Genomic DNA, 19,432 nt, shown 5'->3' with positions numbered 1-19,432 from the left:
GGGTTCGTGTGGGAGCGGGCTTGCTCGCGAAAGCGGTGGGTCAGCTGGCAGATGCAGTGACTGATACACCGCATTCGCGAGCAAGCCCGCTCCCACATTCGACCGCCGCGACCTGATGTCCGGTTACGGGTTGGCTTTTTTCTTCGGCACGATCTTGCGCAAGATCTGCCGCGCCTTACCCGTCAAGCGCTTCAATTTCGATTCTTTCTCCGGTGCACTCAGCCCTTGCTGGCGCAGCCAGTCCTTCCAGCGGATCCGCTCATCCCGCACGATCCAGCCTTCCTGCTGGGCAAAGCTTTCAGCCAGATACAACCCTCGCGTACTCGCCGGATACAGCTGATCCTTCTTCAAGGTATACAGCTCCGCACACGGCTGCCCGTCCTTCAGCGGCATCAGGTACAGGTCCGGGCGCTGGCGGTCCAGGCGGGCCACCAATTGGTCGCCCTCCAGGCGCTCGTCCACATGAAACAGGCTCAGGGACTTCGCCTCCTTGGGCACTTCCAGGCGCAAGTCATAAATCAACTGCAGCGAAGCCGTGGGCAGGTGCACGTAGGCGCGTGGCCGTTCAATCAATTGCATGGTGGCGCAGCGCACCGGGCGCGCGGCCCCGGACAGCGGTGAGAGACGGAACGGCAACGCTTCGCGGTAGTGCAGGGCCGACGAGTAGGGCGCCGGCAGCCAGGTGTCATTGAAACGACCGCCCAGCCAGCCTTCCGGGGTTTCCAGCAGGCATTCCTCGGCGATTTCCTGGATGGCGGTGTGCAGTGGCAGGTTCAGTTCGTGGGCCGGCACATAGCCGGAGATCAGCTTGAGCACGACGTCGCCACGGTCTTGTCGGCGCTGGCGCACCAGCACCCAGTAATCGCGGTTCTGCCAGTGCAGCGTCAGGCGCACCGAGACCCCAAGGTTGGCCAGCTCCAGCACGAAACGCTCGGTGTCTTTCACCTCCACCGGCTTGCGCCGTTGCAGGGTCTGGGCGAAGTTGAGCGGCATGCCGACGCTCTGGTAGCTCAAGCCTTCGGGGGTTGCTTCGACGTGCAGCGGCAGTGTCTTGAAGTTGCTGGGGTTCTTTCTTATGAGCGTTCGCGGCATGTCGGCTCCTTCTTGCGTCGGGGTCGGCCGCGTCGGCGGCATCAGAGTTGGCGAATGACCTTGGCAGCGGTCGCCACGTTGTGGGCGAGGTGCAGCGGATTAATGGTCCCGACAATAGCACTGGCAACGCCAGTTTGCGCAAACAACAGCATGAAACTGGCGTGAATTGGATCCACTCCGGATTCCAGGCAGACATGGCCACTGGCTAGTGCCTTTTTCACCAGGATGCCCTTGCCGTGTGCGGCGGCATAATCAATGACGGCTTTCTCGGCCTGTTCGTTCAAATTGTAGGTGACCATGGCGCAATCACCTTGTTCCAGAGCCTTTACACCGCCCTCGACGGTTTTGCCGGAGAAGCCGAAACCACGGATCTTGCCCTCGCGCTTGAGGTCTTCCAGGGTCTGGTAAACCTCGCAATCATTGAGAATATGCAGGTCGTTGCCGTCGGAGTGCACCAGCACCAGGTCGATAAAATCCGTTTCCAGTCGTTTCAGGCTGCGCTCCACCGAAAGCCGGGTGTGGGCTGCGCTGAAGTCGTGATGGGATACGCCTTCGGCAAACTCTTCGCCCACCTTGCTGACAATTACCCATTCCTGGCGCTGGCCGCGCAACAGCGGGCCCAGGCGTTCTTCGCTGCGGCCATAGGCGGGCGCAGTGTCGATCAGGTTGATGCCCAATTGCCGGGCCTGGCGTAACAGCATCCGCGCCGCATCGTCATCGGGAATCTGGAAGCCACTGGGGTATTTCACCCCTTGGTCGCGGCCCAGCTTGACGGTGCCCAGGCCCAGCGGCGAGACCAGCAGGCCGGTGCTGCCCAGCGGGCGGTGGAGGTCGTGCAGAGTCGGCAGGGTCATGGCAGCAGTTGCTCCCAGGCAGGTTGGGCGATGGCGGGTTTCGGCAGCTCGGGCAGTTTTTCGGTAGTTCCGGGCTTGATGCCGTCACGTTCCAGTGCGTTGATCACTCGATCGGCGAAATCCGGTGCCAATGCCAGCTTGGTCGGCCAGCCCACCAACAGGCGATCCTGTTCGGCGAGGAACGCGTTGTCCGGGCGGGTCAGGCCTGACTGCAATGGTTCGGCGCGGTCGACGCGCAAGGTGGCCCATTGGGTCTGGCTCATGTCGATCCAGGGCAGCAACTGCCCCAGCTCTTTTTGGGCGGTGGCGATCTGTTGCTCCGGGGTACGGGCCACACCTTCGGCTTCGGCGATATCGCCGCCCAGGTACCACACCCAATTGCCGTCGGCGGCGGGATGCGTGGTCACGGTGATGCGCGGCTTGGTGCCGCCCCCCAGGCAGTGGGCGTACAGCGGCTTCAGGCCGGGGCCCTTGGCGATGATCATGTGCAGCGGTCGGCGCTGCATGGCGGGCTGGCTCAGGCCCAGGGCGCCGAGCAGGTCAGCGGTGCCGCCGCCGGCGCTGACGACGATACGCTGGGCGCGGATCTCACGGCCATCGACCTTCAGGCCGACCAGTGTGCCTTGTTCCAGCAAGGGTTCGATCTGTTTACCCGCGAGCAAACCGTCGCCGGCCAGTTGGGCCAGGCGTTCGATAAGGCTTGGGACGTCGATCACCAGTTCGGCCAGGCGATAGACCTTGCCCTTGAAGCGGCGATCTTGCAGGGCCGGTGGCAGGTCATCGCCCTTCACTTGATCCACGCGGCCACGCACGGCCTTGCTCGCGAAGAAACTGGTGAGGTTGCCGGCGATGGTGCCCGGCGACCACAAATAGTGGGCTTCGGACAGCAGGCGCACACCGGAGAGATCCAGTTCACCGTTGCCCGCCAGGGCTTCGCGCCAGCGGCGGGGCATGTCGGCGATGGCTTCGGAGGCACCGGTCAGGGCGCCGTGCAGTGCGTATTTGGCGCCGCCGTGGATGATCCCCTGGGACTTCACGCTTTGCCCGCCACCGAGGGTGGCGCTTTCCACCAATACCGTGGAAAAGCCCTGGCGGCGCAGGCGCGCATTGAGCCAGAGGCCGGCAACCCCGGCGCCGACAATCAGAACGTCGGTGGAAATAACGGATGGCATGCAGCGACCTCAGTGTTCAAGACAGGCTGCGCAGTATACAGGCTCATGAAGTGAATCTTCGCCCCAACGCTCCCTGATGACAGACGCACCGCAGGAGCTGTCGAGTGGAACGAGGCTGCGAGTTTCGGCCTCAATTGAATCTCGCGTGAACGCTCAGTGCCCGGCCGTTTTCGAGAACAACTGAATCACCACCACGCCCAGCACAATCAGGCCCATGCCCAGCATCGCCGGGATATCCAGTTTCTGCCCGTAGATAAACAGCGCGGCGATGCTGACCATCACGATGCCCATCCCGGCCCACACTGCATACGCGACACCCACCGGCACGGTGCGCACCACCAGCGTGAGCATCCAGAAGGCCACGCCGTAGCCGACGATCACCAGCAACAACGGGATTGGCGTGCTGAAACCCTTGATCGCTTTCATGGAAACGGTGGCGATCACTTCCGAGCAGATGGCAATGGCCAAGTAATAGTAGGCGGCGTTCATGGGGTAAATCCTCGGTACAGGGTCGCTTGATAAGGTTGGCATTTTAGAGACTTACCAGATGCGGTAAAGTCATTACCTATCCGAATTTAAGATGGGTTGAGCCATGAGCGTGCAGTGGAGTCTTGAGCAAATGCGCCTGTTTGTCAGCGTCGCCGAGCAGCGTTCATTTTCGGCGGTGGCGCGGGACCAGCGTCGGGCACAATCGGCAGTCAGCAATGGGATTGCCCTGTTGGAGGCGGACCTGGGCGTATCCCTGTTTGATCGCAGCAGCGGCCGCCAGCCCCGTTTGACCGAGGCGGGCACGGCACTGCTCGAGGAGGCGCGGGAAGTCTTGCGCCAGTGCGAGCGCCTGAATGGCCGTGCCTTGTCATTGATGCGCGGTGAAGAGGCGCGCCTGCGCCTGGCCCAGGATGAAGCCATGCTCTATCAGCCGGTGCTCGATAGCCTCGAAGCGCTGGCGGGAAAATTTCCCAGCCTGGAAGTGCAGTTGTCCAGCGCCGCCCAAGGCGATGTCGCGCGCAAGCTGGTGGAGCGCAAGGCGGATCTGGGCCTGCTGTTCTATCACGATCAGATCCCCGAAGCGTTGGAGCGCCGCGTGCTGGGCAGTGTGGAGATGGTGACCGTGTGCGGTATCGGGCATCCCATGGCCAAGGAACAGTTCGTGGATTGCCAGCGCCTGGCGCAGTTTCGCCAATTGCTGATGGCGACCCAGACCAGCGTGTATCCCGGCAGCGAGGCCGCCAGCCCGCAAGTGTGGCGGGCTGACAGTTTCTACGTGCTGGCCGAGTGGCTGGCGCGCGGCCTGGGTTGGGCCTGGTTGCCGCGGCATGTGGTGCAGTATCCGGCCTATCAGAACCAGATGGTCGAACTGAACAGCGAATGGACCCCGCCGGCGCTGGTGGTGGAGCTGGTCTGGCGTCGCGACGAGCCCCTCGGCCCGGCCGCGCGTTTCCTCGCCGAACGTTTTGCCGAGTGCTTGCAGGCGATCGACTGAAAAAGCCGATAAACTCCGCCGCCATGAATAGAACTCTCTACAGCTGTCTGTTTTACCTGGCGCTGCCGTTGGTAGCTTTACGTCTGTGGCTGCGAGCCCGCAAAGCGCCTGCTTACGCGAAGCGCGTGGGAGAACGCTTCTCCTGGGGCTTGCCGGTGATGCAACCCGGCGGGATTTGGGTGCATGCGGTGTCGGTGGGCGAAAGCATCGCCGCTGCGCCGATGATTCGCGGGCTGCTGGAACGTTATCCACAGCTGCCGATCACCGTCACCTGCATGACGCCCACCGGTTCCGAGCGCATCCAGGCGTTGTTCGCCAACGAGCCGCGCATCCAGCACTGCTACCTGCCGTACGATTTGCCCTGTGCGGCCAAGCGTTTTCTCGATCGCGTGCAGCCGAAACTGGCGGTGATCATGGAGACCGAACTGTGGCCCAACCATATTCACCAGTGCGCCAAACGCGGGATTCCCGTGGCATTGGCCAACGCGCGGCTGTCGGCTCGCTCGGCCAAGGGCTACGGGCGTTTCGCCAGGCTGACCGCGCCGATGCTGGCGGAAATGAGCCTGTTCGCCGTCCAGACCGAAACCGAGGCCGAGCGTTTTCGCAGCCTGGGTGCACGGCCCGAGACTGTCGAAGTCACCGGCTCGATCAAGTTCGACCTGGCCATCGACCCGCAACTGCTGGCGCTCGCCGCCGCGTTGCGTGAACAGTGGCACGCCAGTGAACGCCCGGTGTGGATCGCCGCCAGCACCCACGAAGGCGAAGACGAAGTGGTGCTCGCTGCCCATCGCCAGTTGCTTGCCAGTTATCCCAATGCGTTGCTGATCCTGGTGCCGCGCCATCAGGAGCGCTTCAACCCGATGTTCGAGCTGTGCCAGCAACAGGGTTTCGCCACGGTGCGTCGCTCCAGCGGCGAGGCGGTGACGGCGCAAACCTCGGTGCTGCTGGGCGACACCATGGGCGAGTTGCTGTTTCTGTATGCCCTGGCCGACAGCGCTTTTGTCGGCGGTAGCCTGGTTGCCACGGGCGGGCATAACCCGTTGGAGCCGGCGGCCTTGGCCAAGCCGGTGATCTGCGGGCCCCACGTGTTCAACTTCCTGGAAATCAGCGCAATGATGCGCGACGCCGGCGCGTTGCAGGAAGTGGACGATGCCGAGGGTTTGGCGGTGGCGGTGCAGCGTTTGTTCGAGCTGCCGCAGGACGCGCAGAAGATGGGGCAGGCGGGGCTGGCGGTGATGCGCGCCAATCAGGGGGCGTTGAAGCGTTTGCTGGACGGATTGGGCAGACTGCTTAACGTCTAACAACACAAATCAAATGTGGGAGCGGGCTTGCTCGCGAATGCGCAGTGTCAGTCAGCGAATAAGTCGACTGATACACCGCCTTCGCGAGCAAGCCCGCTCCCACATTGGGTTATTTGGCAGTCTTAGTAACCCGGGTTAGCCTTCAGCTGCGCCGCGGCGGCCTTGGCCAGGTCCGGCGGCAGGAAGTCCTTGTCCGGGTTGTAGTCGGCCTTCAGGTAACGCGCCAGATCCTGCAAGTCCCCCGGGTTCAACGTGCCCGCCGCCTGCTTCAAGCGCAGGTTGTCGAGGATGTAGTCGTAGCGGCTGTTGTTGTAGTTGCGCACCGAGGTGTACAGCTGGCGCTGGGCGTCCAGCACATCGACGATATTGCGCGTGCCCACCTGGTAACCGATTTCCGTGGCTTCCACCGCGCTCTGGTTGGAGATGATCGACTGGCGGCGCGCCTGTACCTGCTCCACATCGGTGTTCACCGCGCGGTGCAGGTTGCGGGTGTTTTCCACCACCTGGCGACGCAGGCCTTCGCGCTGCTGCTCGGTCTGCCCCAGGCGGGAATAGGATTCGCGCACTTGCGAGCTGGTCAGGCCGCCGCTGTACAGCGGGATGCTCAACTGCAAGCCTACGGTGCGTTGCGACACGTCACCGTGATACGGCTGGCCAAAGGCGCTCGGGTTGCTGAAGCCCAGGGCGTCGTTGTCACCTTTTTCATATTGCGCCACGGCATCCAGCGTCGGCGCGTGGCCGGCCTTGCGTTGCTTGAGGGTTTCTTCGGCGGCGGTGACGGCATAGTTGCTGGCCAGCAGGTTCAGGTTCTGGCGGCCGGCGGTTTCGACCCAGGCCTTGGCGTCGTTCGGCGACGGCGGCAGCACCGGCAGCGTGTGGACGATGCCCTGGATCGAGTTGTACTGGCGGTTGGTCAGGGTGATCAGCGCTTCGAAGGCGTCGTCCACCTGGCGCTGGGCCAGGATCCGGTTGGCCCGTGCGGTGTCGTAGCTGGCCTGGGATTGCAGCACGTCGGTCTTGTCCGACAGGCCGACGTCAAAGCGTTCGTTGGACTGGTCCAGCTGGCGCTTGAACGCGGCTTCTTCGGCCTTGGTGGACGCCAGGTTGTCCTGGGCTCGCAGCACGGCGAAGTAGTTTTCGGCGCTTTGCAGGATCAGGTTCTGTTCGGTGGCCGAGAGTTGCAGCGCGGCCTGCTCGTTGACGGCTTCAGCGGCTTGCAGCTGGAACCAGCGATCAGCGCGGAACAGCGGCTGGCTCAAGGTCGCGCGCCAGGAATGGGCGTCGCGGTTGACCGTGGCGGCGGGCTGGTCCAGCTGGGTGCGCACATTGTTGATGTCGGCACCGGCCGACAGGTTCGGCAGCAACCCGGCGCGGGCCTGGGGCACCACTTCTTTCTGCGCGCCGTATTGGGCGCGGGCGGCGGCCAGGTCGGCGTTGTTGTCCACCGCTTCCTGGTAGACGCTGACCAGGTCGGTTTTGGTCGTCAGGGGCGCTTCAGCTGCCCAGACCAGTCCGTTGGTCGCACAAGACACGGCAAGAGCCAGTGAAAGTTTGCGCAGCATGAGGCGATCCCTAGAATAAATATTACAGCGATAATTTGGAGCCCAAGGCTAAGGCGGCCCATTCCTGGCGTCAAGACCTCAGGCAGTCACCGAGTGTAGTGGCGCTATCACGGCACAACAATCCTGTAATTACGCCATTCATCACGATGAATGCACCGCCGTTGGCAATTTGCCTGCTCCATGGTCTAGACTGGCCGCGTTCTTGTCGGGGTGCCTTGTTGGAAGGCTGAGATCGGTAAATACCGGATCCCGTTGAACCTGATCAGGTTAGCGCCTGCGTAGGGAACAAGATTTCTCGTCACCCGGCGAGTCCTCTTGTGCTTCGTCCGGGATGTTGTTCGACAATCGAACAGCCCGTGCGCCAAGCACAGCACTGTCACAGTGCGTCCATCCGTCACAGGTTCACTCCGACAAAAATCCACCGCCTGGATAGTTGGAGAGCCCGTGATGAGCATCGAATTAAAAAGCCAAAAATCAAAAAACACCGTGCACTTGAGTGAATCGGCCAAGGTCGACTCCGGTTCCGTGCAGCCGTTTACCCGCTCGCAAAAAATCTACGTTCAGGGCACCCGTCCGGATATCCGCGTGCCGATGCGCGAAGTCAGTCTCGACGTGACCCCCACCGACTTCGGCGGCGAAATCAATGCGCCCGTAGTGGTCTACGACACCTCAGGCCCCTACACCGACCCGAACGTGATCATCGACGTGCGCAAAGGCCTGGGCGATGTGCGCTCGCCGTGGATCGAATCCCGTGGCGACACTGAGCGCCTGTCGGGCTTGAGCTCGCACTTCGGCCAACAGCGCCTGAGCGATGCCGAGCTGACCGCGCTGCGTTTTGCCCACGTGAAAAACCCGCGCCGTGCCAAGGCCGGGGCCAACGTCACCCAGATGCACTACGCCCGCAAAGGCATCATCACCGCCGAGATGGAATACGTCGCCATTCGCGAAAACATGAAGCTGGAAGAGGCCCGCGCCGCCGGCCTGCTGGACCAGCAGCACGCCGGCCACAGCTTCGGCGCCAGCGTGCCGAAAATCATCACTCCGGAATTTGTCCGCGAAGAAATCGCCCGTGGCCGCGCGATCATCCCGGCCAACATCAACCACACCGAACTGGAACCGATGATCATCGGCCGTAACTTCCTGGTGAAGATCAACGGCAACATCGGCAACAGCGCCCTGGGTTCGTCCATCGAAGAAGAGGTGGCGAAACTGACGTGGGGCATTCGCTGGGGTTCGGACACGGTGATGGACCTGTCCACCGGCAAGCACATCCATGAAACCCGCGAGTGGATCATCCGCAACTCGCCGGTGCCGATCGGTACCGTGCCGATCTACCAGGCCCTGGAAAAAGTCGGCGGCGCCGCTGAAGACCTGACCTGGGAGCTGTTCCGCGACACCCTGATCGAACAGGCCGAGCAGGGCGTCGACTACTTCACCATCCACGCCGGCGTATTGCTGCGCTATGTACCGCTGACCGCCAAGCGCGTCACCGGCATCGTGTCCCGTGGTGGTTCGATCATGGCCAAGTGGTGCCTGGCGCACCACAAAGAGAACTTCACCTACACCCATTTCGACGAAATCTGCGAAATCATGAAAGCCTACGACGTCAGCTTCTCCCTGGGAGACGGCCTGCGCCCGGGCTCGATTGCCGACGCCAACGACGCCGCGCAATTCGGCGAGCTGGAAACCCTCGGCGAGTTGACCAAGATTGCCTGGAAGCACGACGTGCAAACCATGATCGAAGGCCCGGGCCACGTGCCGATGCAGTTGATCAAGGAGAACATGGACAAGCAGCTGGAGTGCTGCGACGAGGCGCCGTTCTACACCCTCGGTCCGCTGACCACCGACATCGCCCCGGGTTATGACCACATCACCTCGGGCATCGGGGCGGCGATGATCGGCTGGTTCGGTTGCGCGATGCTCTGCTACGTCACGCCGAAGGAGCATTTGGGCCTGCCGAACAAGGACGATGTGAAGACCGGGATCATCACCTACAAGATCGCGGCCCATGCGGCGGACTTGGCCAAGGGGCATCCGGGGGCGCAGATTCGTGACAACGCGTTGAGCAAGGCGCGCTTTGAATTCCGTTGGGAGGACCAGTTCAACCTGGGCCTGGACCCGGACACGGCGCGTTCTTACCACGATGAAACCTTGCCGAAGGACTCGGCCAAGGTCGCGCATTTCTGCTCGATGTGCGGGCCGAAATTCTGCTCGATGAAGATCACCCAGGAAGTGCGTGAGTACGCGGCCAACCAGCGCATTGAAGCGGTGGATGTGGACGTGGCCAAGGGACTGGCGGAGCAGGCGGAGCGGTTCAAGCAGGAAGGTAGCCAGCTGTACAAAAAGGTCTGAATCAGAACCTGTGGCGAGGGAGCTTGCTCCCGCTGGACTGCGCAGCGCTCCCGGAATCTGGATCGGTGTCTTGACTGACACTCATCGGTTGCAGGTTTTGGGGCGGCTTCGCCGCCCAGCGGGAGCAAGCTCCCTCGCCACAGGGGACTTTGCTGATTCAAATAATAGTGTCCCTCTGAGATAACACCCTTGAGCATTCAACCCAGCACCTATTCCCCAGACATCGCAGTCCCCTTGGACAAACGCGTCTTCGGCGCCCGCGATCTCTTTTCCCTGTGGTTCTCCCTGGGCATCGGCCTGATGGTCCTGCAAACCGGTGCACTGTTGGCGCCGGGCCTGGGCCTCTCCGGTTCCTTACTGGCAATTTTCCTCGGCACTTTGGTCGGCGTGCTGTTGCTGGCCGCCGTCGGCGTGATCGGCAGCGATACCGGCCTGTCATCCATGGCCGCCCTGAAACTCAGCCTCGGCACCAAGGGTGCAAGCCTGCCGGCGCTGCTGAACCTGCTGCAGCTGATCGGCTGGGGCTCATTCGAAATCATCGTGATGCGCGACGCCGCCAGCCTGTTGGGCGCCCGCGCGTTCAGCGAAGGCAGCCTGCTGACCAGCCCATTGTTCTGGACCCTGGTATTCGGCGCCCTCGCGACCTTGCTTGCCGTCAGCGGTCCGCTGACCTTCGTGCGGCAGATCCTGCGCAAGTGGGGCATCTGGCTGCTGCTGGCCGCCTGCCTGTGGCTGACCTGGAACCTGTTCGCCAAAGCCGACCTGGCCGCTCTCTGGGCCCAGGCTGGTGACGGTTCGATGCCGTTTGCCGTTGGCTTCGATATCGCGATTGCCATGCCGCTGTCCTGGCTGCCACTGATTGCCGACTACTCACGTTTCGGCAAACGCGCGAAAAACGTGTTCGGCGGCACGGCACTGGGTTTCTTCATCGGTAACTTCTGGCTGATGAGCCTTGGCGTGGCCTACACCCTGGCGTTTGCGCCGAGCGGTGAAGTGAATGCGTTGCTGCTGGCATTGGCCGGAGCCGGCCTGGGGATTCCTCTGCTGCTGATCCTGTTGGATGAATCAGAAAACGCGTTCGCCGATATTCACTCGGCGGCGGTGTCCAGCGGGATTCTGTTGCGCTTGAAAGTCGAGCACCTGGCATTGGCCATTGGCGTTATCTGCACGCTGATCGCCTGCTTTGCACCGTTGGCGCAGTACCAGAACTTCCTGCTGCTGATCGGCTCGGTGTTCGCGCCGCTGTTCGGCGTGGTGCTGGTGGATCACTTCATCCTGCGCCGTCGTGGCCATGGGGTTGCCGCCAACCTGCGCTGGCCGGCACTGCTGGCGTGGCTTGGAGGGATCAGCACCTATCACCTGTTGGCGAATCTGTACCCGGATGTCGGTGCAACCCTGCCGGCGCTGGTGCTGGCAGGGCTGTTGCACTTCATCCTGGGCCGGGCCTTCAGTGGCGTGCGGGCACCAGCTCAGGCTTGATCACGCCGGTGAGGCGCGCATAGGGGATGGTCATTTCGATCAGCCCCAATGCGTACGGCGCGATGGTGGTCACGTTGTACTTGAGCACCACGCCATTGCTGGTCAGCGCCACGTTCGGGGTTTTCTGGAACGGCCAGTTCTTCACGAACTCCGGGTCACGGTCCATCTGCGAATTGATCAGCCAGTTGTTGTGGGCGACTTTCGCGGTCTTCCAGAATGCATCTTCCTGGCCCGGCAACAGCATGTCGGTCAGGCTCAGCTCTTTGTGCAGCAGGCGTGAATAGTTGATGAAGCCGCGGCCCGGCTCACCGTGGGCGGTGCCGGTGTCCAGGTAGCTGGACACTTCGATGATCACCAGTCCGTCATGCTGCTCACGTACCTTGGCCTGCAAGTACATGCTGTTGCGGTCCGGGGACTCACGCAAGAACTTGTCGCGGTAGGCGTTCAGGGTGGCGGGCATGGCCTGGCCAGGTGAAGTGCGGGCCATCTGCAGCAGGCGCTGTTCGATGATCTGGTCCAGTTGCGGCTCGGACGGGAAGTGCACGGTGTCGATGTTTACCAGCGGGCAATCCGGACTGCTGCAGCCGGGTTTGATCTGCTCGGAGGCGTCGGCGGTGGTGTCCAGCGGCTTCAGGTAGCTCGGCTGGAACAGGCTCTGGCAAGCACCCAGGGTCAAGGCGATACAGGCCACGGAGGCGATTTTTAAAAGCGACATGTGTGTCCTTCATAAATCGAGGAAAGGTGAAAATGTGGAGCTTCGACTCCCGACAAGGCAGTCAGTTCGCCACTAAGCTGATTAGAGTGAGTTTGACGCCCGCCGTCTATCCCGGCAACCGGAAAGGGGCTGCATCAAGGGGCACGAGCGCGTTAGGATGGCGCGATGTCGAGGCCGCCTCGACACCGCAAGGCAATAAACGAGGGTTGATATGACGGACACAGCGAAATCGACGCCGAGCAAGGTCGAGATTGTTCAGCGCGACAATGCCTACAAGGGCTTCTACAAACTGGATCGGCTGAAACTGCGGCACGAGAAGTTTGATGGCGGCATGAGCCGTGAACTCAATCGCGAAGTCTTTGTGCGTCATGACGCCGTGTGTGTACTGCCCTACGACCCGCAGCGCGATGAAGTGGTGCTGATCGAGCAGTTTCGCGTCGGCGCCATGGGGCGTACCGACAACCCGTGGCTGATCGAAATGGTCGCCGGCCTGATCGACAAGGATGAGCAACCGGAGGAGGTTGCACACCGCGAAGCCGAGGAGGAAGCTGGCCTTACCTTCTCCGCACTCTGGCCGATCACCAAGTACTTTCCGTCGCCGGGTGGCAGCACCGAATTTGTCCACTTGTTCCTGGGCCGTTGCGAAAGCGCCGGGGCCGGTGGCGTCCATGGACTGGAAGAGGAAGCCGAAGATATCCGCGTCACTGTCTGGGCCTTTGAAGACGCCCTGCAGGCGGTACGTGACGGTAAAATTTCCAACGCAGCGAGCATTATTGCCCTGCAATGGCTTGCGCTTAATCGCGCGGAAGTGAGGGGGTTATGGCAGTAAAGGCACGGGAGCGATATCGGGTTGACCTGATCGGGCTGCAAGCAGCCTGCGAGGCCAACTATGCACGGCTGATGCGGCTGCTGCCGGACATGCGCCACACCCCCGAGGCGCGGCGCATTGCCGTGACTCACGGCGACCAGATGCTCGGCGTGCTGACCCTGGAAGTGATCGTGAACTGCCCGTACACCACCACCCTGCGGGTGCGTCAGGAGCACAGCCTGCCGTGGCTGCCGGTGCCGCAGCTGGAAGTGCAGGTGTACCACGACGCACGCATGGCCGAAGTGATCAGCGCCGAACATGCACGACGCTTTCGCAGCATCTATCCTTACCCCAACGTGTTCATGCACCAACCCGATGAGAAAGCACAGCTCAATGTGTTCCTCGGTGAATGGTTGAGTCACTGCCTGGCCCTGGGCCACGAGTTCGAAGTCGTTCGATAGATGTGAACTGCGTCCGCTTCACGGGTTTCCTCTTTGTGTCCTGCCCCAGCATAATCGCCTCAAATGTCCATTCCTGTGATCACGCCCTGGGAGAACGCCTTGCCGAGCGTATCCGCCTTGAACCCTGACGCTTCGGCGTTGCTGGTGCAGTTGTCCGACAGTCACCTGTTTGCCGAGGCAGACGGCGGCCTGCTGGGCATGAATACCCGCGAGAGCCTGCAACGGGTGATCGACACGGTGTTGGTGCAGCAGCCGCAGATTGATCTGGTGCTGGCCACCGGGGATTTGTCCCAGGACGGTACGCTGGAGTCGTATCAGGCGTTTCGTGACATGACGCGGCAGATTCAGGCGCCGGCGCGCTGGATCCCGGGGAATCACGATGAGCCGCAGGTGATGCTGCAAGCGGCGATCAACAGTGCGTTGCTGGAACCGGTGGTGGATGTGGGTAACTGGCGGATTACCCTGCTGGACTCGGCGGTGCCGGGCTCGGTGCCGGGGTATTTGCAGGACCAGCAACTGCAACTGTTGGCGCAATCGTTGAGTGAGGCGCCGACTCGGCATCATCTGGTGTGTTTTCACCATCATCCGGTGTCGATTGGGTGCGCTTGGATGGAGCCCATCGGTTTGCGCAATCCTGAGGCGTTGTTTGCGGTGCTGGATCGGTTTCCGCAGGTGCGGGCGGTGCTTTGGGGGCATGTGCATCAGGAAATTGACCGGGAGCGCAATGGGGTGCGTTTGTTGGCTTCGCCTTCTACCTGTATTCAGTTCGCTCCCGGGAGTGAGGATTTCAGCGTGAGTGAGCAGGCACCCGGGTATCGCTGGCTGCGGTTGCATGCCGACGGGCGGTTGGAAACTGGTGTGGAGCGGGTGGAGGGATTTGCGTTTCAGGTGGATTACGGGAGTGACGGCTACTGATTGGGGTATTTACAAATCGACTTAGATGAAAGTCGGGCCTTTCTTTTTTCGCGTCTAATATGGCTGTGTGTGCGCCAGATCGGTGTTCACTCGCAGTTTTCTGTACAATTTTCCCCTTTCTCCAGTGGAGTCTTTTATTAACCAGTATTGAAGGAGATTTGCTCATGCCTGTTCGCACAGCCCAAGCTGTCCTCGATCAGTATTGGGACCGTCAACTGCCTGTTGATCCATATCGTATTGCACGTGCGGCGGGAGCATCCGTCGAGCCAGACTACGGTATGAGCGCTCATGACCTCAGCGGCTGTTTCGACGTTGTGAATAATATCCCTGTGATCCGCTTTAATCCCGACGATGCGAATGTTCGCCAACGCTTTACTATTGCTCACGAACTCGGTCACATGTTTTTGAAGCACGGCCATTCCTTCAGGGATAACGCGAAAAACTACAGTTCAGGAACGCATTTGTACCGTGAACGCGATGCAAACAGCTTCGCCGCGGAACTACTAATGCCCAAGGAAGTGGTTGAGTGGCTGGTGTTCAAGGAAAAAAAATACGATGTCGACGAGATGGCGGGCATTTTGAATGTATCGGGTGCCGCCATGCATTACCGTTTGATGAACCTGGGTCTAATTCGCTACTAAAACGAGATCAGTCAATTGAAGGATCAAAACTTTCCGCAGGATGTGGATTTCTCAGAAGGCAGCGCGCCTCCTCTCCCGGACACGGAGCGGTTTAACAAAAGCCAACTGGACGAAGCCGATACCCGCAGGCTTCAGCGTGGAGTCATCTTCGTTACGATCTATGTGGCGGCCGTATACGTTTTCGGGGCATTTGCCGTATATACCTTCAAGCTTATACACGGGGTTAAACTCGAAACCACACCAATGCTCTTGTGGCTATTGGGGATTATGCCAATAGCCTTAATTCTGTTGATGATGAAGCTGGCAGCTGAGCCCGCTAAACATGAAGAAAAGCCTGCAGGGTTGGGTGGCGATATCGTCGCCATTTTCCAGGAGCTTGCCTCGGCACTGAAAGATTTTCTCAAATCCAAGACAGGTTAAGGCCTTGAGCGGGCTGCATTCATCCATGGCCCTGCTCATGCTTCCGGGTTCCCTGTAAACTGCCCCTCTTTAAAGCCGCCCCCAGAGGACCCGGAATGTCCGCATCGATCTTGTATATCCACGGTTTCAACAGCGCACCAGCCTCCAACAAGGCGAGCCAGTTGATCACCGTGATGGACAGCCTCGGTCTGGCCGACCAACTGCGCGTGCCGGCCCTGCATCACCACCCCCGCCAGGCGATCCCCCAGTTGGAGGCGGCTATCCGTGACCTCGGAAGGCCACTGCTGGTAGGCAGCTCACTCGGCGGCTACTATGCAACCCATCTTGCCGAACGCCATGGCCTCAACGCCTTGCTGGTCAACCCGGCAGTCAGCCCTCATCGGATGTTCGACGGTTACCTGGGCACCCAGAAGAACCTCTACACCGATGAGACCTGGGAGCTGACCCACGACCACGTCGCGGCCCTGGCCGAGCTGGAAGTGCCGGCGCCCCAGGACGCCCAGCGTTATCAGGTGTGGTTGCAGACCGGCGATGAAACACTGGATTATCGCCTCGCCCAGCAGTATTACCGGGCCTGTGCCTTGCGCATCCAGGCCGGTGGCGATCACGGTTACCAGGGCTTCGCCCAACAGTTACCGGCGCTGTTGAGTTTTGCCGGCATAGGCTCCGATCAGTACCAATCCTTCGATTTCACCGCATTGTGAAACCGCAGGTTACTTTTTAATCGAACGACTCACGACGAGACCCCATGGCCACTCCCAGCGCTAGCTCTTATAACGCCGACGCCATCGAAGTCCTCTCGGGCCTCGACCCGGTGCGCAAACGCCCCGGCATGTACACCGACACCAGTCGGCCGAACCACCTTGCCCAGGAAGTAATCGACAACAGCGTCGACGAAGCCTTGGCCGGGCACGCCAAGTCGGTACAAGTCATCCTTCACGCCGACCATTCCCTGGAAGTGTCCGACGACGGTCGTGGCATGCCGGTGGACATTCACCCGGAAGAGGGTGTGTCGGGCGTCGAGCTGATCCTCACCAAGCTGCACGCCGGCGGCAAGTTCTCCAACAAGAACTACCAGTTCTCCGGTGGCTTGCACGGTGTGGGTATTTCCGTGGTCAACGCCCTGTCGAACCACGTACGGGTCAAGGTCAAGCGCGACGGCAACGAGTATCAGATGACTTTCGCCGATGGCTACAAGGCCACCGACCTGGAAGTGATCGGCACCGTCGGCAAGCGCAACACCGGCACCAGCGTGTACTTCGCGCCGGACCCGAAATACTTCGATTCACCCAAATTCTCCATCAGCCGCCTCAAGCATGTGCTCAAGGCCAAGGCTGTTCTGTGCCCGGGCCTGCTGGTCAGCTTTGAAGACAAAGGCACCGGCGAAAAGGTCGAGTGGCATTACGAAGACGGCCTGCGTTCCTACCTGGAAGACTCTGTCAGCGAATTCGAGCGCCTGCCGAACGAGCCGTTCTGCGGCAGCCTGGCGGGTAATAAAGAAGCCGTGGACTGGGCCTTGTTGTGGCTGCCGGAAGGTGGCGACAGCGTCCAGGAAAGCTACGTCAACCTGATCCCGACGGCCCAGGGCGGTACCCACGTCAACGGTTTGCGCCAGGGCTTGCTGGATGCCATGCGCGAATTCTGCGAATACCGCAGCCTGCTGCCGCGCGGCGTGAAGCTGGCGCCGGAAGACGTCTGGGAGCGGATCGCGTTCGTCCTGTCGATGAAGATGCAGGAGCCGCAATTCTCCGGCCAGACCAAGGAGCGCCTGTCGTCCCGTGAGGCAGCGGCGTTTGTCTCCGGTGTGGTCAAGGACGCTTTCAGCCTGTGGCTCAACGAACACCCTGAATTGGGCCTGGCCCTGGCGGAGCTGGCGATCAACAACGCCGGCCGTCGCCTGAAGGCCAGCAAGAAAGTCGAGCGCAAGCGCATCACCCAGGGTCCGGCACTGCCGGGCAAGCTGGCGGATTGCGCCGGGCAAGACCCGATGCGTTCCGAACTGTTCCTGGTGGAAGGTGACTCCGCCGGCGGTTCCGCCAAGCAAGCGCGGGACAAGGAATTCCAGGCGATCCTGCCGCTGCGGGGCAAGATTCTCAACACCTGGGAAGTCGATGGCAGCGAAGTGCTGGCCAGCCAGGAAGTGCACAACATCGCCGTGGCCATCGGTGTCGACCCGGGCGCGGCGGACATGAGTCAGCTGCGCTACGGCAAGATCTGCATCCTCGCCGACGCCGACTCCGACGGCTTGCACATTGCGACCTTGCTCTGTGCACTGTTCGTCCAGCATTTCCGCCCGTTGGTGGATGCGGGTCACGTCTATGTCGCCATGCCGCCTTTGTACCGCATCGACTTGGGCAAGGAGATTTTCTACGCCCTGGACGAAGCCGAGCGCGATGGCATCCTCGATCGCCTGGTGGCCGAGAAGAAACGCGGCAAGCCGCAGGTCACCCGATTCAAGGGCCTGGGTGAGATGAACCCGCCGCAGCTGCGGGAAACCACCATGGACCCGAACACCCGGCGCCTGGTGCAGTTGACCCTGGAAGATTTCGCCGCTACCTCGGAAATGATGGACATGTTGCTGGCGAAGAAACGCGCGCCGGACCGCAAGAACTGGCTGGAGTCCAAGGGCAACCTGGCCGAGGTTCTGGGCTGATGCGCAGCGGTTTCGCCCTGGCGATACTGTTGTTGAGCGGGTTGGCGACCACCTCGGTGGTCGCGGCGCCTGTGGCTGAGCTGAAGCTGTTGTCGGAACACCCGGTGGAAGGCATGCGCGGCGGAAACCTGTCGGGCCTGGCCTCATGCGGTAGCGAATTGTGGACAGTCTCCGATCGCGATGACGACCAGATCTACCGGCTCGATACCGCCGGTGACGTCTGGAAAGCAGAGACATACGGGATTGATGTGCCGCCGGTGCCGGCGTCGGGTTTGCCCTTTGGCCTGCGCTCACGCACCAGGGCAGCTGCGTTGATTCGTGGTGGTGATCTGGATTTTGAAGGCATCAGCTGCGATGCGGCGGGTAACCGTTACATTGTCAGCGAAGCCCACGCGGCGGTTCTCAGGGTGCCTTTCTCCTCAGAACACGGTGAAACGGAGTGGCTGAAGATCGCCCCGGGCATGGTTCGCGAAGCTCGGGCCAGTGGCATGTTGCTGCACTTCAACGCGTTGTTTGAAGGCATCGTGGTGAACCCGGAAGGCAATCAAATCTGGCTTGCGGCCGAACGCGAGCGGCGCGGGCTGATTTCCATCAAGCGCCCGCAAACCCTCTGGGATTGTGAAGGCCCTTGTGTATTGCTGAGCGAGGCCGGCCAGGAGATGCAGCCGGCGCAGTTTCCGGGCGCCAAGGCGGTGTCCAAGGACTTTTCCGACCTGGCGCTGTTCAATGGCAAGCTGTTTACCCTGGAGCGCAATGCGTTTCAGGTGTGTCGCCGGGATGCGGTCACGGCCCAGGTGGAGTTGTGCTGGTCGTTTGCCGATGAAGCGCTGACGCCGAATCGGCGTTATGCCCAGGCCTATGGATTGGCCGAAGCCTTGGTGGTGGACGCTGACGGTGCCTGGATCGGCATCGACAATAACTTCGGTGCCCGCGCCGATGGCGAAAAGCGGCCGGTGGTCTATCGTTTCGCCGCCCCTGCGGGTGGCTGGAGCGCCAAGCCATGAGTGCGCAACCACCCGGCAAGCGCGCCGGGCGTGTGTTGATGTTCGTCGCGTGGGGCGCCGGCCTGTTTTTGGCGACACGATTTTTTGGGCAGTGGGAAGCGCGACAGGAAAACCCCAATGCCGTGGTGACCTCGGAGCAGCACGAGGGTTATATCGAAGTAAAACTGCTGGGCAACGGCCAAGGGCATTTTGTCGCCACTGGCCAGATCAACGGCAAGCCGGTGCAGTTCATGCTCGACACCGGGGCCACCGACGTGGCGGTTCCGGCTGAATTGGCCGACCGTCTCGGGCTTGAACGCGGCATGCCGGTTGGCGTGAGTACGGCCAACGGGCGAACCCAGGGCTTTCGGACCGAGTTGGGCCGCCTGCAACTGGGCGATATCGTCCTTCGGGACGTGCGCGCCATCGTGGTACCGGGTTTGGGCGATGAACAGGTATTGCTGGGCATGAGTGCATTGAAACAACTTGAATTTACCCAGCGCAGCGGCACTTTGCTGCTGCGCCAGACCAAACAATGATG

At 61.3% G+C, this 19,432-nt stretch carries 19 protein-coding genes and 1 riboswitch; of the genes, 13 read left to right on the top strand and 6 right to left on the bottom strand.

Going from position 1 to position 19,432, the window contains the following annotated elements; translation table 11 throughout:
* Positions 1 to 123 precede the first annotated feature (123 nt).
* The 4 genes from HX839_RS02840 to HX839_RS02825 all read right to left on the bottom strand — a co-directional run bounded on the left by HX839_RS02840 (position 124) and on the right by HX839_RS02825 (position 3,607).
* Positions 124 to 1,092 (bottom strand): hypothetical protein, encoded by a 969-nt coding sequence (locus HX839_RS02840; protein WP_003209488.1) that lies wholly within the window; start codon positions 1,090 to 1,092, stop codon positions 124 to 126.
* 41 nt (positions 1,093 to 1,133) lie between these two features.
* The gene (locus HX839_RS02835; RefSeq protein WP_003209490.1) at positions 1,134 to 1,946 is read right to left on the bottom strand and encodes an aldo/keto reductase; all 813 of its coding nucleotides are present in this window, start codon (positions 1,944 to 1,946) and stop codon (positions 1,134 to 1,136) included.
* Complete coding sequence (locus tag HX839_RS02830) at positions 1,943 to 3,118, bottom strand: FAD-binding oxidoreductase (protein WP_008439128.1); 1,176 nt, start codon at positions 3,116 to 3,118, stop codon at positions 1,943 to 1,945. The genes HX839_RS02835 and HX839_RS02830 overlap by 4 nt, the downstream gene beginning before the upstream one ends.
* A 153-nt stretch (positions 3,119 to 3,271) precedes the next feature.
* Positions 3,272 to 3,607, bottom strand: a complete 336-nt coding sequence (locus tag HX839_RS02825; protein WP_003209492.1) for a multidrug efflux SMR transporter — start codon at positions 3,605 to 3,607, stop codon at positions 3,272 to 3,274.
* Between the two features lie 103 nt (positions 3,608 to 3,710).
* On the opposite strand from HX839_RS02825, the gene HX839_RS02820 reads away from it, so the two are divergent.
* On the top strand, positions 3,711 to 4,601 hold the full coding sequence (locus HX839_RS02820; RefSeq protein ID WP_008439125.1) for a LysR family transcriptional regulator: 891 nt from the start codon (positions 3,711 to 3,713) through the stop codon (positions 4,599 to 4,601).
* A gap of 23 nt (positions 4,602 to 4,624) precedes the next feature.
* Entirely contained in the window at positions 4,625 to 5,902 is a 1,278-nt protein-coding gene (gene waaA, locus HX839_RS02815) for a lipid IV(A) 3-deoxy-D-manno-octulosonic acid transferase (protein ID WP_102367970.1), read from the top strand.
* Positions 5,903 to 6,024: 122 nt separating this feature from the next.
* On the opposite strand, the gene HX839_RS02810 is transcribed toward waaA, so the two are convergent.
* Positions 6,025 to 7,464 (bottom strand): TolC family outer membrane protein, encoded by a 1,440-nt coding sequence (locus tag HX839_RS02810; RefSeq protein WP_008439123.1) that lies wholly within the window; start codon positions 7,462 to 7,464, stop codon positions 6,025 to 6,027.
* A 196-nt stretch (positions 7,465 to 7,660) separates the two neighbouring features.
* Positions 7,661 to 7,766, top strand: a riboswitch (TPP riboswitch).
* 145 nt (positions 7,767 to 7,911) lie between these two features.
* On the opposite strand from HX839_RS02810, the gene thiC reads away from it, so the two are divergent.
* On the top strand, positions 7,912 to 9,816 hold the full coding sequence (gene thiC / locus HX839_RS02805; protein ID WP_008439122.1) for a phosphomethylpyrimidine synthase ThiC: 1,905 nt from the start codon (positions 7,912 to 7,914) through the stop codon (positions 9,814 to 9,816).
* Positions 9,817 to 10,005: 189 nt separating this feature from the next.
* The gene (gene cytX / locus HX839_RS02800) at positions 10,006 to 11,295 is read left to right on the top strand and encodes a putative hydroxymethylpyrimidine transporter CytX (protein ID WP_087692489.1); all 1,290 of its coding nucleotides are present in this window, start codon (positions 10,006 to 10,008) and stop codon (positions 11,293 to 11,295) included.
* On the opposite strand, the gene HX839_RS02795 is transcribed toward cytX, so the two are convergent.
* Positions 11,264 to 12,010, bottom strand: a complete 747-nt coding sequence (locus tag HX839_RS02795; RefSeq protein WP_003209503.1) for an RsiV family protein — start codon at positions 12,008 to 12,010, stop codon at positions 11,264 to 11,266. The genes cytX and HX839_RS02795 overlap by 32 nt on opposite strands.
* Before the next feature lie 211 nt (positions 12,011 to 12,221).
* Between HX839_RS02795 and HX839_RS02790 the strand changes: the two genes are divergently transcribed.
* The 9 genes from HX839_RS02790 to HX839_RS02750 all read left to right on the top strand — a co-directional run bounded on the left by HX839_RS02790 (position 12,222) and on the right by HX839_RS02750 (position 19,430).
* Positions 12,222 to 12,839: an NUDIX domain-containing protein gene (locus tag HX839_RS02790; protein WP_003209505.1), complete on the top strand. Its 618-nt coding sequence runs from the start codon at positions 12,222 to 12,224 to the stop codon at positions 12,837 to 12,839.
* Entirely contained in the window at positions 12,830 to 13,279 is a 450-nt protein-coding gene (locus HX839_RS02785; RefSeq protein ID WP_003209507.1) for a DUF1249 domain-containing protein, read from the top strand. The genes HX839_RS02790 and HX839_RS02785 overlap by 10 nt, the downstream gene beginning before the upstream one ends.
* A gap of 99 nt (positions 13,280 to 13,378) precedes the next feature.
* Positions 13,379 to 14,194 carry a 3',5'-cyclic-AMP phosphodiesterase gene (gene cpdA / locus HX839_RS02780; protein ID WP_177066728.1) on the top strand — a complete coding sequence of 272 codons (816 nt, stop codon included), beginning with the start codon at positions 13,379 to 13,381 and terminating at the stop codon, positions 14,192 to 14,194.
* Positions 14,195 to 14,358: 164 nt separating this feature from the next.
* Positions 14,359 to 14,835: an ImmA/IrrE family metallo-endopeptidase gene (locus tag HX839_RS02775; protein WP_023659359.1), complete on the top strand. Its 477-nt coding sequence runs from the start codon at positions 14,359 to 14,361 to the stop codon at positions 14,833 to 14,835.
* Between the two features lie 15 nt (positions 14,836 to 14,850).
* Positions 14,851 to 15,255, top strand: a complete 405-nt coding sequence (locus HX839_RS02770) for a hypothetical protein (RefSeq protein WP_003209514.1) — start codon at positions 14,851 to 14,853, stop codon at positions 15,253 to 15,255.
* 95 nt (positions 15,256 to 15,350) lie between these two features.
* Positions 15,351 to 15,959, top strand: coding sequence for a YqiA/YcfP family alpha/beta fold hydrolase (locus HX839_RS02765; RefSeq protein ID WP_003209516.1), 609 nt, complete (start codon positions 15,351 to 15,353; stop codon positions 15,957 to 15,959).
* Positions 15,960 to 16,003: 44 nt separating this feature from the next.
* Complete coding sequence (gene parE / locus HX839_RS02760) at positions 16,004 to 17,908, top strand: DNA topoisomerase IV subunit B (RefSeq protein WP_003209518.1); 1,905 nt, start codon at positions 16,004 to 16,006, stop codon at positions 17,906 to 17,908.
* Entirely contained in the window at positions 17,908 to 18,912 is a 1,005-nt protein-coding gene (locus HX839_RS02755; protein ID WP_177066698.1) for an esterase-like activity of phytase family protein, read from the top strand. Before parE ends, HX839_RS02755 begins: the two co-directional genes overlap by 1 nt.
* Positions 18,909 to 19,430 carry a TIGR02281 family clan AA aspartic protease gene (locus HX839_RS02750; RefSeq protein WP_008439113.1) on the top strand — a complete coding sequence of 174 codons (522 nt, stop codon included), beginning with the start codon at positions 18,909 to 18,911 and terminating at the stop codon, positions 19,428 to 19,430. Before HX839_RS02755 ends, HX839_RS02750 begins: the two co-directional genes overlap by 4 nt.
* Positions 19,431 to 19,432 lie beyond the last annotated feature (2 nt).

Origin of the sequence: Pseudomonas sp. I8001 (genome assembly GCF_013385345.1) — a bacterium.
Classification (GTDB): domain Bacteria; phylum Pseudomonadota; class Gammaproteobacteria; order Pseudomonadales; family Pseudomonadaceae; genus Aquipseudomonas.
Note: the sequence above shows the minus strand (reverse complement) of the source record. Positions and strands in the feature narration are given on the sequence as shown.

Coding starts and splice junctions, on each gene's coding strand:
- HX839_RS02810 (WP_008439123.1), bottom strand. CDS start 7,464: ATGCTGCGCAAACTTTCACTGGCTCTTGCCGTGTCTTGTGCGACCAAC.
- HX839_RS02750 (WP_008439113.1), top strand. CDS start 18,909: ATGAGTGCGCAACCACCCGGCAAGCGCGCCGGGCGTGTGTTGATGTTC.
- HX839_RS02775 (WP_023659359.1), top strand. CDS start 14,359: ATGCCTGTTCGCACAGCCCAAGCTGTCCTCGATCAGTATTGGGACCGT.
- HX839_RS02840 (WP_003209488.1), bottom strand. CDS start 1,092: ATGCCGCGAACGCTCATAAGAAAGAACCCCAGCAACTTCAAGACACTG.
- HX839_RS02835 (WP_003209490.1), bottom strand. CDS start 1,946: ATGACCCTGCCGACTCTGCACGACCTCCACCGCCCGCTGGGCAGCACC.
- HX839_RS02765 (WP_003209516.1), top strand. CDS start 15,351: ATGTCCGCATCGATCTTGTATATCCACGGTTTCAACAGCGCACCAGCC.
- parE (WP_003209518.1), top strand. CDS start 16,004: ATGGCCACTCCCAGCGCTAGCTCTTATAACGCCGACGCCATCGAAGTC.
- thiC (WP_008439122.1), top strand. CDS start 7,912: ATGAGCATCGAATTAAAAAGCCAAAAATCAAAAAACACCGTGCACTTG.
- HX839_RS02820 (WP_008439125.1), top strand. CDS start 3,711: ATGAGCGTGCAGTGGAGTCTTGAGCAAATGCGCCTGTTTGTCAGCGTC.
- waaA (WP_102367970.1), top strand. CDS start 4,625: ATGAATAGAACTCTCTACAGCTGTCTGTTTTACCTGGCGCTGCCGTTG.
- HX839_RS02830 (WP_008439128.1), bottom strand. CDS start 3,118: ATGCCATCCGTTATTTCCACCGACGTTCTGATTGTCGGCGCCGGGGTT.
- HX839_RS02785 (WP_003209507.1), top strand. CDS start 12,830: ATGGCAGTAAAGGCACGGGAGCGATATCGGGTTGACCTGATCGGGCTG.
- HX839_RS02825 (WP_003209492.1), bottom strand. CDS start 3,607: ATGAACGCCGCCTACTATTACTTGGCCATTGCCATCTGCTCGGAAGTG.
- HX839_RS02755 (WP_177066698.1), top strand. CDS start 17,908: ATGCGCAGCGGTTTCGCCCTGGCGATACTGTTGTTGAGCGGGTTGGCG.
- HX839_RS02790 (WP_003209505.1), top strand. CDS start 12,222: ATGACGGACACAGCGAAATCGACGCCGAGCAAGGTCGAGATTGTTCAG.
- HX839_RS02795 (WP_003209503.1), bottom strand. CDS start 12,010: ATGTCGCTTTTAAAAATCGCCTCCGTGGCCTGTATCGCCTTGACCCTG.